Source organism: Sphingomonas sp. S1-29 (assembly GCF_026167545.1).
GTDB lineage: Bacteria > Pseudomonadota > Alphaproteobacteria > Sphingomonadales > Sphingomonadaceae > Sphingomonas.
This window is the reverse complement of sequence record NZ_CP110678.1, coordinates 1,466,537-1,479,560: the sequence shown is the minus strand read 5'-3', so window position 1 is coordinate 1,479,560 and position 13,024 is coordinate 1,466,537. Positions and strand designations below refer to the sequence as shown.

The following is a 13,024-nucleotide window of genomic DNA, read 5'->3' as shown; positions in this document are numbered from 1 at the left end:
GCCCAAGCCTAGGGCGTCACGGTGATCGAGGCGGTGCCCTCGGCCCAGACCGGCAGGTACAGCCCCTGGCCGGCCGCCTGCAGTTGCCCGGTACGCGTTCGTTCGAGATCGGCGCGGATGATGACGCGGTCCTGTCGCTGGTTGGCGATCGCGCGATCGACCTTGCCGATCAATTTGGCGTAATCACGCTCGAAATTCTGCGCCAGCAGGCCCGCGATCATCGGCGCCACGCCGGGCGCGTTGACCAGGTCGAGTATCAGATCGCCGCCGGTCATGTCGGTGGTGCCGCTGACCGCGAAGTCTTCGAAGCCGATCGCGCGCGAATCGGGGCGCGTGACGGGCTTTCCGGTCATCCAGACGGTGCCGTGGGTGGGCTTGGTGTCGCCCGCTTCGAGCGCGGTGAAGGTCAAGCCGACCGCGATTCGTCCATTGGTCGTCCCGTATATCTCGACCTTTTCGAACCGAGCGCGCACCGGGTCCAGCCCTGGAATGTCGAACGGTCGGGCGGATCGCCGACGCAGCGCTTTCATGAGCACGGGTTCGAGCACGCGATAGTCGGCAATTACCGGAATGAAGAAGGCAAGCCGACCGACGGGCGTGGCAACCGGCTGCATCGGCGGCAGCGGGGTTGGTTCGGGGGGCGGCGGGCGGTTGCCGATATGCGTCTCGGTGATCGCGCGCAGGCCCAGGTTCAGCCGCAATCGGCCGTCGGCGATCGTATAGCCGCCATAGCGTAATTCGCGCGGCGCGATCCGCATCCACGCCGCCGGATTTTCGCGGTTGAGCGAGATGGTGGTGAAGGCGGCGGTCCAGGCGCCGGCAATAGCGTCGCGCAATCCCATCTTGCCCAACTCGGCGGGCAGGTTGCGCTCGAGCCGCGCCAAGATCGGCGCGAGCTGGCGCTCTGCCTGCGCGGTAAAGTCGATGCGCTGGCCCAGAAACTCGATATGCGGCGTGTCGGTCCAGTCATAGGCGATGCGCATCGTGGCGCGCGGCGTCCAATCTCGGGCGAAGGTTATCCGCATGCGCGCGGTGACGATGGCGTCGGCGGTAGCGGTCTCGCGCTTGAGCACCCCGCCGACATCCACGGCGCTCACGACGGCACGCAAGGGTATCGTGATCTCGATATCCTCGCCCTTGCCGGCGAGCGCGACCCGGCCGCGCGTGACCGATCCGACGATGCGGCATTTGATCGTCGGGGTCTTGACGGTGGCGATCCCCAGGTCGACGCGTTTGCTGGCGACGCAGGTCTGGCCGGGCTTGTCGATCCGCCAAAGCTGCGCCGGCACTTCGCCTTCGATCAGTCGCGCGAGATTGCCGAGTTCGGCTTCGACCGGGACGGCGAGGATCGATGGCTGTGGTTCGATGACGATGGCGTCATTGGCGCGTGGCGGCTGCCCGCGATTGCGGTCGCATCCGGCCAGCAGGAGCAGCGCGAAGCTGATGGCCAGACCGGTCGAGCCCCTGCGCGCGATTACGAGGGGCTTGGCGGCCATCTTACGCATCGCCGCGGTCTGGCTTCGCCGCCGATGCCTGCTTCTTCCCCACCCCCCGGCACTTGTCCGAACAATACACGACATTCTCCCAATCGCGCTCCCACTTCTTGCGCCAGGCGAAGGGGCGTTGGCAGACCGAACAGGTCTTGGTCGGCAGGTCGCGCTTGGCGACGCCGCGGGGCATCAGGCGGGGACGCGCTGGGCGTCGAGGAAGGTGGCGACGTCGGTCAGGTCCACGTTCCGGTCGAGATAGGTTTGGCCGATTCCGCGCGCGAGCAGGAAGGGGAGGGTGCCGCCCGCCATCTTCTTGTCGTGCGCCATATGGTCGACCAGCCGCGCGCCATCGGCATCGACCTGCGCGCTGCCAAGGCCGTCGGGCAGGCCTACCGCGCGCAGGTGCGCGGCTACCCGGTCGGCATCGGCTTGTGGCGCGATGCCGTGCGCGGCGGAAAAGCCGAAGGCGAGCGCCATGCCCGCCGCGACGCCTTCGCCGTGGAGCAGCCGGTCGGAAAAGCCCGTTTCGGCCTCGAGCGCGTGGCCGAAGGTGTGGCCGAGGTTGAGCAGCGCGCGCTTGCCGGTGGTCTCGCGCTCATCCTCGGCGACGATCCGCGCCTTGGCGGCGACCGCGTGGGCGATCGCGTGGAGCCGCGCTTCGGGATCGCCGGCGATCAGCGCCGCGCCGTTCGCCTCGCACCAGGCGAAGAAATCGGCATCGTCGATCAGGCCGTATTTGACGATCTCGGCATAGCCCGCACGCACCTGGCGCGGCGGCAGCGTGTCGAGCACGGTGGGGTCGATCAGCACCAGGGCGGGCTGGTGGAACGCGCCGACCAAATTCTTGCCCGCCGGCGTGTTGATCGCGGTCTTGCCGCCGACCGACGAATCGACCTGCGCGAGCAAGGAGGTGGGGATCTGCACGAACTGGCAGCCGCGCTTGAGGATCGCGCAGGCAAAGCCCACGAGGTCGCCAATCACGCCGCCGCCCAGCGCAATGACATGATCCGACCGCTCGACGCCGAGCGCGAGCAATTGGTCGGTCAGCTCGGCGAGCATCGCCCAGCTCTTGGTGCCCTCGCCCGGCGGCAGGATGATCGGGTGGCTGGCAATCCCTGCGGCGTCGAGGCTGGCGCGCAAGGTTGCGAGATGGGGGGCAAGATTCTCGTCGGTGACGATCGCCATAGCGCGGCCGCGTGCCAGCGGCGCGAGCGCTTCGCCCGCACGCGCGAGCAGCCCCGCCTCGATCCGCACGTCGTATCCGCGTTCGGCCAGCGCCACCTTGATCGTCGTCATCGCCCGATGGCCTCCAATATCGCATTCACCGTGGTTTCGTGCGGCGCGTCGTAGCTGGTGATCCGCAGCGGCGCGAGCGCGTAAAACGGGTTTCGCACCGCCGCCAGTTCGGCGAGTACCGCGTACGGATCGCGCCCGCGCAGCAACGGGCGGGTGTCGCGGCGGCGGACGCGCTCGGCGAGCACTTGCGGCTCGGCGTCGAGCCAGATCGCCAGCGCCTGGTCGAGGATCAGCGCGCGCGTCTCGGGATTGACGAAGGCGCCGCCGCCGGTGGCGATCACCTTGCGCGTGCCGTCGATCAGCCGCGCGATCACCCGGCGCTCGCCGTCGCGGAAATGCGCTTCGCCGAAGCGTTCGAAAATGTCGCTCACCGACATGCCCGCGGCAACCTCGATCTCGGTATCGGCATCGACGAAGGGCAGGTGCAACCGCGCGGCGAGCCGGCGGCCGACGGTCGATTTGCCCGCCCCCATCAGCCCGACAAGGACGATGGCGCGGTCATTCGTCGCGGATGCGGGGGGATGGGTTTGCAGCATGGTCGCCGGGGCTATACAGCCAGGGGGCGTGTCGGGCAAAAGGCGGCGCGTGCTATTTGCCCAGGCGCGCTTGCTACTCACCAAAGCAGTCGCCCAACGAAGGTTTCGAACCCCCGCATGTCCCGTTCGCTTGTGATTCTCGTCGTCGTCATCGTCCTGCTGGTCGGCGGGCTGTTCTACCTGTCGGGTCGCGACGCCACTAAGGCGCCGGTCACGGTCGAAAAGGTGGTGCCGCTTGAAAATCTCTCGAACTAGCGTCGCCGCTGGCGCGCTGGCGGTGCTGCTCGCGGGGGGCGTCCTCTCCGCGCAGGATCGTGACGCGCCCGAATCGCTGCTGCCGCCGGGGTTCGGCGATCCGGTAGCGCCGGCACCGACGCCCGCCCCTGGACCGCGTCCGACCGGCGCGGTGCCGCCGCCGATGGTCCAGCCGCTGCCGGGGCCGACCCCCAGCCCGACGCCGACGCCGTCGCCGACCCCCACGCCAACCCCGACGCCGCTGACCGCCGCCGAGCTGCTCGAATATGAGCTGCCGGTATATGCACGCCGCTCGACCGCGCGGGTGGGGCGGATCGGGATGGAGAATGGCGGGCTCGCGCCCGATGCGTTCGGCGATGCCGATGGCGTGTATCTCGAAGGCTTGATGCGGCGGATCGAAGCGCCGATCGCGTCGCGCTGGCTGTCGATCGCGCTACGGCGGATGCTGTTGTCGCAGCTCGACACGCCGGCGCGGGTGAACGGTGCCGACTTCGCTGCCGAGCGCGCGTGGCTGCTGATTCGCATGGGCGAGGCGATGGGCGCGCGCAGCGTCGTCCAGGGTGTCGATACCCAGAATTACACGCCTAAATTATACCAGGTCGCGATGCAGGCGGCGCTGGCGGCGGGCGATCCGGGGGGCTTGTGTCCGCTCGAACCCTTTGCACGGCCGACCACTAACGAGGCGGGCTGGGAACTGGTCGAGGCGATGTGCGCCGGGCTGGCGGGCGAGCCAAAGCGTGCGGGGCAGATCATCGACGCCGCGCGCCGCGCGCGCGTCGCCAACGGCACCAATTTGCTGCTCGCCGAAAAGGTGGTGGGGGCGGGCGCGCAAGGCCGCCGCGCGGTGACGATCGAATGGGACGACGTCCAGCAGCTCACCGCCTGGCATTACGGGCTGGCGATGGCGACCGGGGTCGCGATCCCCGACGAGCTGATCCAGACGGTCGGACCACATGTTCGATCATGGCAGGCTTTGTCGCCCGCACTGGCACCGCAGACGCGGCTGCGCGCCGCCGAACTGGGGGCGAGCTGGGGGGTTTTGTCTAACGCGGCATTGGTCGACCTGTGGGGCGCGGTCGAAGCGTCGGACGAGGCATCGAGCGCCGATGCCGGCATCGCGAGCGACCTGCGCACCGCCTATACCGCGGGTACCGCCAGCGAGCGAATCGCGGTGATGCGCCGGCTGTGGAGCGAGCCGACCGACGCGCGCGTTCGCCATGCGCGGCACATCCTTACCGCGCGTGCGGCGACACGGATCGTCCCCGCGGCCGAGCAGGTCGAGGCCGCCGATTCGCTGGTCGCCTCGATGCTGAGCGCGGGGCTCGACCGGCCCGCGGCGCGCTGGCGTGACGTGGCACCCGAAGGATCGGATGCCTGGGCGATGATCCTGCTTTCCGATCCCGATGCGCGCGCGCCGGTCTCGGCGAACACCGTCTCGGCGTATCGCGGCGGCGCGACCGCGCGCAAGGCGCAGCTGTTCTTTGCGGGCATGGCGGGCACCGGGCGTGTCGCCGAGGAATCGGTCGAGGACCTGGCGCAATCGTTCGAGGTACGGATCGGCGACCAGAATGCCTGGACCCGCGCGATCGCGCAGGCGGCGCGTAATCGCCAGCCCGCGACGGTGCTGGTGCTGGCGGCGCTGGGGATGCAGACGACCGATTGGTCGGCGGTGTCGCCCGCCGCGCTGTTCCACATCACCGCTGCGCTGACCGCCGTCGGGCTCGAGGGCGAAGCGCGGATGATCGCCGCCGAGGCGATCGCGCGCGCTTGACCGACGCCGCCGATCGCGCGCCGAGCGAGGATCGGGCGCTGATCGAGCGGTTCCTCGAGATGATGTCGGCCGAAGCCGGCGCGGCGCGCAACACGCTGGCGGCGTATGAGACCGACCTGCGGCTGGCGTCCGAGCATTTGCGCGGCGGGCTCGCGGTCGCCGATGCCGCGGCGCTGCAGTCGGTTGCCGAGCAATGGATGCCGCTCGCGCGCAGCAGCGTCGCGCGCAAGGCGGCGGCGCTGCGGCGGTTCTTCGGCTTCCTGGCCGACGAGGGCTTCCGCACCGATGATCCGTCGGAAGCGCTGCCGCGCCCCGGGCCTGCGCGATCCTTGCCCAAGACGCTGTCGATCGCCGATGTCGACCGGCTGTTCGCCGCGATCGCCGACCGGATCGCGCGGGTGCCCGCCGACCCCAACGACCTGCGGCTGTCGGCCTTGGTCGAGCTGCTCTATGGGTCTGGGCTGCGCGCGACCGAACTCGTGTCGCTGGCGCGCGGCGCGATCTCGCCCGATCGGCCCTGGTGCATCCTCAAGGGCAAGGGCGGGCGTGAACGGATGGTGCCGATCTCGGATCGCGCGCGCGCCGCGGTGGCGGTGTGGCGCGCGCAGGTGCCCGCCGATCGCGCGTTCCTGTTCCCCTCGCGCACCGGGCATCTGACGCGGATCCGCTTGTACCAGTTGCTCAAGGCGCTGGCGGCCGAGGCGGGTATCCCGCCCGATCGGGTGAGCCCGCACGTGCTGCGCCACGCCTTCGCGACGCATCTGCTGTCGGGCGGCGCCGATCTGCGCGCGCTGCAGGCGATGCTGGGGCATGCCGACATCGCGACCACCGAAATCTACACCCATGTCGACGCCAGCCGGCTGGTCGCGCTGGTCAACGAACGCCATCCGCTCGTTGACGCGGCGGCGCGGCGCACGTAACCGCAGCGGCCACATGGCAAGCTTCCTAGACTTCGAAAAACCGATCGCCGAACTGCAGGGCAGGATCGACGAATTGCGCGAAACCGCGGCGGGCGGCGAGCTCGACATCGATGCCGAGGTCAAGCGCATCCAGGTCAAGTCCGACCGGATGCTGCGCGAGACCTATGCGCGGCTGACCCCGTGGCAGAAGACCCAGGTCGCGCGCCACCCCGAGCGGCCACATTTCAAGCATTATGTCGCTGCGCTGATCGACGATTTCATGCCGCTGGGCGGCGACCGCGCCTTTGCCGACGATCAGGCGATCATCGGCGGCTTCGGCAAGTTCCGCGGGCAGCGCGTGATGGTGCTCGGCCACGAAAAGGGTGACGACACCGCCAGCCGGCTGCGCCACAATTTCGGCATGGGCAAGCCCGAGGGCTATCGCAAGGCGATCCGGCTGATGCAGCTGGCCGACCGATTCGGGCTGCCGGTGGTGACGCTGGTCGACACCTCGGGCGCGTTCCCCGGCGTGCAGGCCGAGGAGCGCGGCCAGGCCGAGGCGATCGCGCGCTCGACCGAGCAGCTGCTGAACCTGGGCGTGCCGGTGGTGTCGGCAATCGTCGGCGAGGGCGGATCGGGCGGCGCGGTGGCGTTGGCGACGGGCAATACCGTGCTGATGTTCGAGCATGCGGTGTATTCGGTGATTTCACCCGAGGGCTGCGCATCGATCCTGTGGCGCACCGCCGATCGCGCGGCGGATGCGGCGGAGGCGATGAAGGTCACTGCGCAGGATCTGATGGCGCTGGGCGTGATCGACCGGGTGATTCCGGAGCCGCTGGGCGGCGCGCACCGTGATCCGGGCGCGGCGATCGTGTCGCTGGGCGATGCCATCGAGAAGGAGTTGGGTCAGCTCGAGGGCAAGACGCCCGAGGCGCTGCGCAAGGCGCGGCGTGAGAAGTTTTTGAAGATGGGGCGGGGGTAAAAAGAGCGGCCGGGATATTCCGGCCGCTCTCGCTAAGTTGCTAAAGTTATTAGGTGCCGCCGTCGGTGCCGCCGCCGGTGCCGCCGGTGCCGCCCATTTCGGCTGAAACCGCATTAAAAGTCGTGTTCAGGCTGGTGCCCAGGCCCTGCATTGCGGCGATCGCTGCGACGGCGATCAGTGCGGCGATCAGGCCGTATTCAATGGCGGTGGCGCCCTTGTTGTTCGAAAGAATCTTGCGAATCGTCTTCATGCCGGTCTCCATCCTATAAGAGCTTCAAAATAACCCGGCTGTTCGGGGAGCCCCGGCCAGCCTGGGGGGGATAGCGCGGCTACGGTTGAGAAATGGTTTAAGCGCCGACGGTGTCGGCAACTATTCGGTGCGGCCAGTCGTCACTTCTTCGACATCGGTGCTCACACCGTCCCACATGCCGATCGTCGCATCGGCAACCCCCGCGATCGCACCGACGATCGCCAGGAACACCAGCGCGAGAATCAGCCCATATTCCACCGCGGTAGCACCGCGGCGGTCGTCGAAGAGGCGCTTGGCCGCATAAAAAAATCGCCGCATAGGTTCCGCTCTCGATCCGTGGCGTACGCCTTACGCCAGCAGAGGTAAAAATATTGCTCGCACCGGTTTCTTCCGCTCCCGTGTTGCCCTTGCTGGTGGTCGCTGCCGCGCTGATCGATCTCGAGGGGCGCGTGCTGGTGCAGCAGCGGCCGCCGGGGGGATCGATGGCGGGGCTATGGGAATTTCCCGGCGGCAAGGTCGAACCCGGCGAGACCCCCGAGGCGGCACTGATCCGCGAATTGCACGAAGAACTGGGGATCGACGTCGAACAGGCGTGTCTGGCGCCGGCGGTGTTCGCCAGCGAGCCGCTGGGCGACCGGCATTTGTTGCTGCTGCTTTACGCCTGCCGCAAATGGCGTGGCGTGCCCGAGGCGCGACACGCCAGCACGCTTCGCTGGGTGCGTCCGCTGGAGTTGCACCGCATGGAAATGCCGCCGGCGGACAAGCCGCTGATCGGCCTGCTCGAAGCCTTGGTCTGACGTCTCCCCTCGCGCGCTAGGAAGCGGAGCCACCCTCCTTCAACGCCGCCGCGAGCGACGCCGTCGCACTCCCGCGCTTGGCGGGCTTGGGCTGCGACGGATCGGGTGCCCAACCGGTCAGGAACACGATCTGGAAGCGCTCGGGCGTCCGCCCGTCGGGATCGGCGCGTGCGGCGAAGCCCTGGGCCGCCGCCGCCAGCGCCGCGCGGGTCAGTGGCGGGGTGCCGCGCAGCAGGTTGGTCGCCGCCATGCCGCGCAGATCGTCGAGCAGCCGCCCCAGCCCCGAATAGCGCACAGTCAGCGTCTCGATATCGGCGACCGGCAGCGCGAAGCCGGCGCGCATCATCAGGTCGCCCGCCGACCGGACGTCGATCTGCGGATGCACCCGCGCGATCGCGCGATCGGGCTCGGCGGCGAGCAGCACCGGCTTGAGCGTAGCGAGCGATCCTGCGCCGAGGAACGCGCCGAGGAACAGGCCGTCGGGTTTGAGCACCCGTCGTGCCAGCGCGAGCGCGCCGGGAACGTCGTTCACCTGGTCGAGCACGCCAGCGCTCACCACGCAATCGAAGCTTGCATCGGCAAAGGGCAGGCGGTCTTCGTCGCATTGCACCCCGCGCGCTGCCGCCGCGAAGCCGAACCCCGCATCGGCGCGGATCACCCGCGACCCCGGCGGCACGAACGCGCCGTCGAAACAGCCGAGGTCGAGGATGTCGACCATCGGCCGCGTCACGCTGTCGAGCCGCTCGGCGATCCCGTCGAGCATCGCGGCGCGCAGAAAGTCGTGTGCGGCATAGCCCGGCTGCGCGCGGTCGCGGCGGCGGCGGCGCAGCGCGCGATCGAAAAGTTCGGTGGTCGCCATCGCCGCGCTTGTGCCCCCGTGGGGCTCGGCCGACAAGGGTGCGATGCTGCTTCGCTCGGCCTCGACCGTCGCCTTGCGGCTGCTCAGCGGCGCCGCGTCGCTCGCGCTGCCGCCGCGCTGCCCAGCCTGCGGCGCGGTGACCGCCGACGATCACCGCTTCTGCGTCGATTGCTGGGATACGCTCCGCTTCCTGGGCCCGCCCTGGTGCGCCGGTTGCGCGACACCGTTCGAGCATGATCGCGGCGAGGGGGCGATGTGCGGCGCGTGCCTTGTCGATCCGCCGCGGCATAGCGGGGTGCGCGCGGCGGTCGCCTATGGCGAGGTCGCGCGGCGCACGGTGCTCAAGCTCAAATATGGCGGGCGGATCGGTTGCGCCAACACCGTCGCGCGGCTCATGCTGCGGCTGCTCCCCGAGGATACGGAACTGTTGGTGCCGGTGCCGCTGCATCGTCGGCGGTTATGGTCGCGGGGATTCAACCAGTCGGGGTTGATTGCGGTTGCGCTGGGACGGGATCGAAGCGTGCCGGTGGCGCTTGATGCGCTGGTGCGGCGAAGGCCAACCCCGGTGCTCAAGGGGCTTGACCGCCGTGCCCGCGCCAAGGCGATGGCGGGGGCGTTCACGGTGCCGCCCGAACGCCGCGAGACGATCGCGGGACGCCGGGTGGTGCTGATCGACGACGTCTATACCAGCGGCGCCACCACCGATGCCTGCACCGTGCGATTGCTGCGCGCGGGTGCGGCGAGCGTCACGATCGTGTGCTGGGCGCGGGTGCTGCGGCCGGCCGATGATTGACAACCGCCGTCACGCCCCACACGTGAAGCGTATGGCAACGATCGAAATCTATACCAAGGCGTTCTGCCCCTATTGCACGCGCGCCAAGCGGCTGCTCGACGGCAAGGACGTCAGCTACACCGAACACGACATCACGATGGGCGGCCCGCGCCGCGCCGAGATGATCGAGCGTGCGCAGGGCCGTACCACGGTGCCGCAGGTGTTCATCGACGGGCAGCATATCGGCGGTTCGGACGACCTGGCGGCGCTCGACCGCGAGGGCGGCCTGGATTCGCTGCTCGCCAAGTGAGCGCGTGGGCGTGAAGGTCGCGCTGCTCCAGATGACCGCGGGGATCGATCCTGCGGCCAATGCAGCGACGCTGGTGGCGGCGGTGGGCGACGCCGCCGCTGCGGGCGCGGCGATGCTCTTCACGCCCGAAATGTCCGGGCTGCTCGATCGCGACCGCGAGCGCGCGAAGGCGAGCATGTTTGCCGAGCGCGAGAATCGCGTGCTCGCGGCGGTGCGCGAGGCGGCGCGCGCCAACGCGATATGGGTGCATCTGGGATCGCTCGCGATCCTGCGCGACGACGGCCGCTACGCCAATCGCGGCTTCGTGATCGATCCCGAGGGCGTCATCCGCGCGCGCTATGACAAGCTGCACCTCTTCGATGTTGACCTGCCCAGCGGCGAGCGCTGGCGCGAGTCGGCGGCCTATGCCGCGGGCGAGGCCGCGGTGCTGGTTGACACCCCGGCGGGTCGGCTCGGCCCGACGATCTGCTACGACCTGCGCTTCCCCGATCTCTATCGCGCGCTTAGCGACGCCGGCGCGACGTTGTTCTCGGTGCCCGCCGCCTTCACGCGGCCGACCGGGGCGGCGCATTGGCACGTGCTGCTGCGCGCGCGTGCGATCGAGGCGGGGGCGTTCGTCGTCGCGGCGGCGCAATGCGGCGAGCACGCCGATGGCCGCGCGACCTATGGCCATTCACTGGTGATCGACCCCTGGGGCGAGGTGCTGCTCGACATGGGCGATACGCCGGGGCTGGACTTTGCCGAGATCGATCCCGCCCGGGTCGCCGCCGTCCGCGCCGAGGTCGCCGCGCTGCGCCATCGCCGGCCGATCCCGAAGGTGGCGCTGGCGCCATGATCGTCTTCGACCTTCGCTGCCCCGCGGCACATGTGTTCGAGGCTTGGTTCGGCAGCTCGGCCGCCTATGCCGACCAGCGCGAACGGGGGCTGATCGCCTGCCCGATCTGCGGCGATACCGACATCCAGAAGGCGCTGATGGCGCCCAACATCGGCGCCAAGGGCAATCGCGCCGTGGCGCCGCCGCCCAAACCCGCTGGCGATGCGCCGACCCCGGAAGCGATCAAGGCGGCAATCGCTACCGTCGCTGCGGCGCAGGCAAAAATGCTCGAGCAATCGGCCTGGGTCGGCCGATCCTTCCCCGATCGCGCGCGCGCGATGCATCTGGGCGAGGAAAAGGTCGCGCCGATCCACGGCCAGGCAACGCTCGCCGAGGCGCGCGCTTTGGTCGACGAAGGCGTCGCGATCGCCCCGCTGCCGTTCCCCGTGGTACCCCCCAGCGCGCAGAATTGAATCGCGCGGCTGGTCGCGGGGCGTGGAGGGGTTCGGGATTGTCGGTCGCCGACGGTGCGACTAAACGCCGTGCGACGCACCCGTAGCTCAGCAGGATAGAGCGGTCGCCTCCTAAGCGACAGGCCACTGGTTCGAATCCAGTCGGGTGCACCAAGGATTTCCCAGCGCTGAGAAGCGCGGTGCTGTGGCGATCGATGTTCGGCTCGGTTAATCGTCTTATTGTCCCTCGACCGGAGGCGAAGCGATGACCGAGATTTTCAGAAGCTCCTATACTAACCCCGACCCCTATTGTGATATTCCGGCGTCGTTGAGCGAGATCTACGATATGCTGGCTTCGCTGGCGGGCGGCGCACCGACGTTTGTCGATCCGATGTTTCCCGAGCGTAACATCGACACCGAGTTTGAAATACTGCGCAGAGCGCTGGATATCGTTCGCCACAAGCTGGGTGACGAGCGGCACGCAGCGGCGCTCGAACTGGCGGCGCGTGCCAAGGCGCTGTTTCTCGACCATCCTGCCGAGGACAATGGTAAGACGGGCGAGGGGATCAAGCTGACCTTCGAGATCGAGGACATCATCCAGGCAGCAAGAAATCGCCGGACCAAGGCGGGGATCAAGGACGAGGAAGGGCGGGTCAGCGGCGACTGACGCCGGCCCCGCTACTCCTGATAGCCGGCTGCGCCCCGCTAAGGGCTCCGGCCTATTCGCGCCAACTCCTATCGTGCCGATCGACCAGCCGCACCATCGCGGCGAAGTCGGCTGCACCGGGGCCGCCGGGGGGCTGGACCTTGAAGAGGTCGCGCTGGTGCGTCGCGACGACTTCGGGCGACACTTCGAGCGCGGTGCCCATACTGGCGGTCGCGATCTGGATTTCGCACGCGCGCTGGAGCGACCAATGCTTGATGAAGGCTTCGGGCAGCGTCCGCCCCATCACCAGGATGCCGTGGTTCTTGAGGAACATCACGCGCTGGTCGCCCAGATTGGCGACCAGCCGCTCGCCCTCTTCGCTGCGCACCGTCACGCCTTCGAAATCATGGTATGCGATCTGGCCGACGAAATTGCAGGCGTAGAAATTGGCCGGCCGCAGCCCGCCCTCGACCGAACTGACCGCCATGCCCGCGGTGGTGTGGGTGTGCATGATGCAATGCGCGTCGGGCAGGTTGCGGTGGAACACCGCATGCTGGGTCAAGCCCGCCAGGTTGACGGGGTAGGGCGATCCGTCGAGCTTGTTGCCGTCGAGGTCGATCTTGACGAGGTTCGATGCCTTCACTTCGCTGAAATGCAGGCCGAAGGGGTTGATCAGGAACGCGCCTTCTTCGCCGGGCACCTTCAGCGTGATGTGGTTGTAGATCATCTCGGACCAGCCGAGCATGTCGAACACGCGGTAGCAGGCGGCGAGCTGCTGGCGCGCCTCCCATTCGGACTCGCTCATCTTCGTCGTCTGCGCTGTCGGCGTCTGGATCGCGGCGGTCGCCATGGCATCCTCCCGGGGACTGTTTCGGATTATGGGTATGCCATTATC

The 13,024-nt window shown here is 68.7% G+C and carries 18 protein-coding genes and 1 tRNA gene; 11 read left to right on the top strand and 8 right to left on the bottom strand.

Going from position 1 to position 13,024, the window contains the following annotated elements; translation table 11 throughout:
• Window positions 1–8: 8 nt before the first annotated feature.
• Genes OKW76_RS06880 through OKW76_RS06865 form a run of 4 tightly spaced genes read right to left on the bottom strand, consistent with a single transcriptional unit; the run spans window position 9 to window position 3,322 of the window.
• Complete coding sequence (locus OKW76_RS06880; RefSeq protein WP_322740116.1) at window positions 9–1,505, bottom strand: DUF4403 family protein; 1,497 nt, start codon at window positions 1,503–1,505, stop codon at window positions 9–11.
• Window positions 1,498–1,680 carry a DUF2256 domain-containing protein gene (locus OKW76_RS06875; RefSeq protein WP_265552299.1) on the bottom strand — a complete coding sequence of 61 codons (183 nt, stop codon included), beginning with the start codon at window positions 1,678–1,680 and terminating at the stop codon, window positions 1,498–1,500. Before OKW76_RS06875 ends, OKW76_RS06880 begins: the two co-directional genes overlap by 8 nt.
• A complete protein-coding gene (gene aroB / locus OKW76_RS06870) occupies window positions 1,680–2,786 on the bottom strand; it encodes a 3-dehydroquinate synthase (RefSeq protein ID WP_265552296.1) in 1,107 nt (368 codons plus the stop codon). Before aroB ends, OKW76_RS06875 begins: the two co-directional genes overlap by 1 nt.
• Window positions 2,783–3,322 (bottom strand): shikimate kinase, encoded by a 540-nt coding sequence (locus OKW76_RS06865; RefSeq protein WP_265552294.1) that lies wholly within the window; start codon window positions 3,320–3,322, stop codon window positions 2,783–2,785. The genes aroB and OKW76_RS06865 overlap by 4 nt, the downstream gene beginning before the upstream one ends.
• Window positions 3,323–3,439: 117 nt before the next feature.
• On the opposite strand from OKW76_RS06865, the gene OKW76_RS06860 reads away from it, so the two are divergent.
• The 4 genes from OKW76_RS06860 to OKW76_RS06845 are packed head-to-tail and all read left to right on the top strand — an operon-like array spanning window position 3,440 to window position 7,229.
• On the top strand, window positions 3,440–3,577 hold the full coding sequence (locus OKW76_RS06860; RefSeq protein ID WP_256504951.1) for a hypothetical protein: 138 nt from the start codon (window positions 3,440–3,442) through the stop codon (window positions 3,575–3,577).
• Window positions 3,558–5,348 carry a hypothetical protein gene (locus OKW76_RS06855; protein ID WP_265552292.1) on the top strand — a complete coding sequence of 597 codons (1,791 nt, stop codon included), beginning with the start codon at window positions 3,558–3,560 and terminating at the stop codon, window positions 5,346–5,348. Before OKW76_RS06860 ends, OKW76_RS06855 begins: the two co-directional genes overlap by 20 nt.
• A complete protein-coding gene (locus OKW76_RS06850; RefSeq protein WP_265552291.1) occupies window positions 5,345–6,268 on the top strand; it encodes a tyrosine recombinase in 924 nt (307 codons plus the stop codon). Before OKW76_RS06855 ends, OKW76_RS06850 begins: the two co-directional genes overlap by 4 nt.
• A 13-nt stretch (window positions 6,269–6,281) precedes the next feature.
• The gene (locus OKW76_RS06845; RefSeq protein ID WP_265552289.1) at window positions 6,282–7,229 is read left to right on the top strand and encodes an acetyl-CoA carboxylase carboxyltransferase subunit alpha; all 948 of its coding nucleotides are present in this window, start codon (window positions 6,282–6,284) and stop codon (window positions 7,227–7,229) included.
• 49 nt (window positions 7,230–7,278) lie between these two features.
• Here the strand turns inward: OKW76_RS06845 and OKW76_RS06840 are convergent, their stop codons facing one another.
• Both OKW76_RS06840 and OKW76_RS06835 read right to left on the bottom strand, forming a co-directional pair.
• A complete protein-coding gene (locus OKW76_RS06840; protein ID WP_265552287.1) occupies window positions 7,279–7,479 on the bottom strand; it encodes a Flp family type IVb pilin in 201 nt (66 codons plus the stop codon).
• A gap of 120 nt (window positions 7,480–7,599) precedes the next feature.
• Entirely contained in the window at window positions 7,600–7,797 is a 198-nt protein-coding gene (locus OKW76_RS06835) for a Flp family type IVb pilin (protein WP_265552285.1), read from the bottom strand.
• A gap of 80 nt (window positions 7,798–7,877) precedes the next feature.
• Between OKW76_RS06835 and OKW76_RS06830 the strand changes: the two genes are divergently transcribed.
• Entirely contained in the window at window positions 7,878–8,276 is a 399-nt protein-coding gene (locus OKW76_RS06830) for a (deoxy)nucleoside triphosphate pyrophosphohydrolase (protein ID WP_265552283.1), read from the top strand.
• A gap of 16 nt (window positions 8,277–8,292) precedes the next feature.
• On the opposite strand, the gene OKW76_RS06825 is transcribed toward OKW76_RS06830, so the two are convergent.
• Window positions 8,293–9,135, bottom strand: coding sequence for a methyltransferase domain-containing protein (locus OKW76_RS06825; RefSeq protein WP_265552281.1), 843 nt, complete (start codon window positions 9,133–9,135; stop codon window positions 8,293–8,295).
• Window positions 9,136–9,178: 43 nt separating this feature from the next.
• Between OKW76_RS06825 and OKW76_RS06820 the strand changes: the two genes are divergently transcribed.
• The 6 genes from OKW76_RS06820 to OKW76_RS06795 all read left to right on the top strand — a co-directional run bounded on the left by OKW76_RS06820 (window position 9,179) and on the right by OKW76_RS06795 (window position 12,150).
• Window positions 9,179–9,928 (top strand): ComF family protein, encoded by a 750-nt coding sequence (locus OKW76_RS06820; RefSeq protein ID WP_265552279.1) that lies wholly within the window; start codon window positions 9,179–9,181, stop codon window positions 9,926–9,928.
• A 31-nt stretch (window positions 9,929–9,959) separates the two neighbouring features.
• Complete coding sequence (grxC, locus tag OKW76_RS06815; RefSeq protein WP_265552823.1) at window positions 9,960–10,217, top strand: glutaredoxin 3; 258 nt, start codon at window positions 9,960–9,962, stop codon at window positions 10,215–10,217.
• Window positions 10,218–10,227: 10 nt separating this feature from the next.
• Window positions 10,228–11,052, top strand: a complete 825-nt coding sequence (locus OKW76_RS06810; RefSeq protein ID WP_265552277.1) for a carbon-nitrogen hydrolase family protein — start codon at window positions 10,228–10,230, stop codon at window positions 11,050–11,052.
• Window positions 11,049–11,504, top strand: coding sequence for a DUF1178 family protein (locus OKW76_RS06805; RefSeq protein WP_256504938.1), 456 nt, complete (start codon window positions 11,049–11,051; stop codon window positions 11,502–11,504). The genes OKW76_RS06810 and OKW76_RS06805 overlap by 4 nt, the downstream gene beginning before the upstream one ends.
• A gap of 76 nt (window positions 11,505–11,580) precedes the next feature.
• A tRNA-Arg gene (locus tag OKW76_RS06800) sits at window positions 11,581–11,657 on the top strand.
• A gap of 91 nt (window positions 11,658–11,748) precedes the next feature.
• Complete coding sequence (locus OKW76_RS06795) at window positions 11,749–12,150, top strand: hypothetical protein (RefSeq protein WP_265552274.1); 402 nt, start codon at window positions 11,749–11,751, stop codon at window positions 12,148–12,150.
• A 52-nt stretch (window positions 12,151–12,202) separates the two neighbouring features.
• Here the strand turns inward: OKW76_RS06795 and OKW76_RS06790 are convergent, their stop codons facing one another.
• The gene (locus OKW76_RS06790; protein WP_265552272.1) at window positions 12,203–12,979 is read right to left on the bottom strand and encodes a class II aldolase/adducin family protein; all 777 of its coding nucleotides are present in this window, start codon (window positions 12,977–12,979) and stop codon (window positions 12,203–12,205) included.
• Between the last annotated feature and the right edge of the window lie 45 nt (window positions 12,980–13,024).

Coding starts and splice junctions, on each gene's coding strand:
- OKW76_RS06880 (WP_322740116.1), bottom strand. CDS start 1,505: ATGCGTAAGATGGCCGCCAAGCCCCTCGTAATCGCGCGCAGGGGCTCG.
- OKW76_RS06875 (WP_265552299.1), bottom strand. CDS start 1,680: ATGCCCCGCGGCGTCGCCAAGCGCGACCTGCCGACCAAGACCTGTTCG.
- aroB (WP_265552296.1), bottom strand. CDS start 2,786: ATGACGACGATCAAGGTGGCGCTGGCCGAACGCGGATACGACGTGCGG.
- OKW76_RS06865 (WP_265552294.1), bottom strand. CDS start 3,322: ATGCTGCAAACCCATCCCCCCGCATCCGCGACGAATGACCGCGCCATC.
- OKW76_RS06860 (WP_256504951.1), top strand. CDS start 3,440: ATGTCCCGTTCGCTTGTGATTCTCGTCGTCGTCATCGTCCTGCTGGTC.
- OKW76_RS06845 (WP_265552289.1), top strand. CDS start 6,282: ATGGCAAGCTTCCTAGACTTCGAAAAACCGATCGCCGAACTGCAGGGC.
- OKW76_RS06840 (WP_265552287.1), bottom strand. CDS start 7,479: ATGAAGACGATTCGCAAGATTCTTTCGAACAACAAGGGCGCCACCGCC.
- OKW76_RS06835 (WP_265552285.1), bottom strand. CDS start 7,797: ATGCGGCGATTTTTTTATGCGGCCAAGCGCCTCTTCGACGACCGCCGC.
- OKW76_RS06825 (WP_265552281.1), bottom strand. CDS start 9,135: ATGGCGACCACCGAACTTTTCGATCGCGCGCTGCGCCGCCGCCGCCGC.
- OKW76_RS06820 (WP_265552279.1), top strand. CDS start 9,179: ATGCTGCTTCGCTCGGCCTCGACCGTCGCCTTGCGGCTGCTCAGCGGC.
- grxC (WP_265552823.1), top strand. CDS start 9,960: ATGGCAACGATCGAAATCTATACCAAGGCGTTCTGCCCCTATTGCACG.
- OKW76_RS06805 (WP_256504938.1), top strand. CDS start 11,049: ATGATCGTCTTCGACCTTCGCTGCCCCGCGGCACATGTGTTCGAGGCT.
- OKW76_RS06795 (WP_265552274.1), top strand. CDS start 11,749: ATGACCGAGATTTTCAGAAGCTCCTATACTAACCCCGACCCCTATTGT.
- OKW76_RS06790 (WP_265552272.1), bottom strand. CDS start 12,979: ATGGCGACCGCCGCGATCCAGACGCCGACAGCGCAGACGACGAAGATG.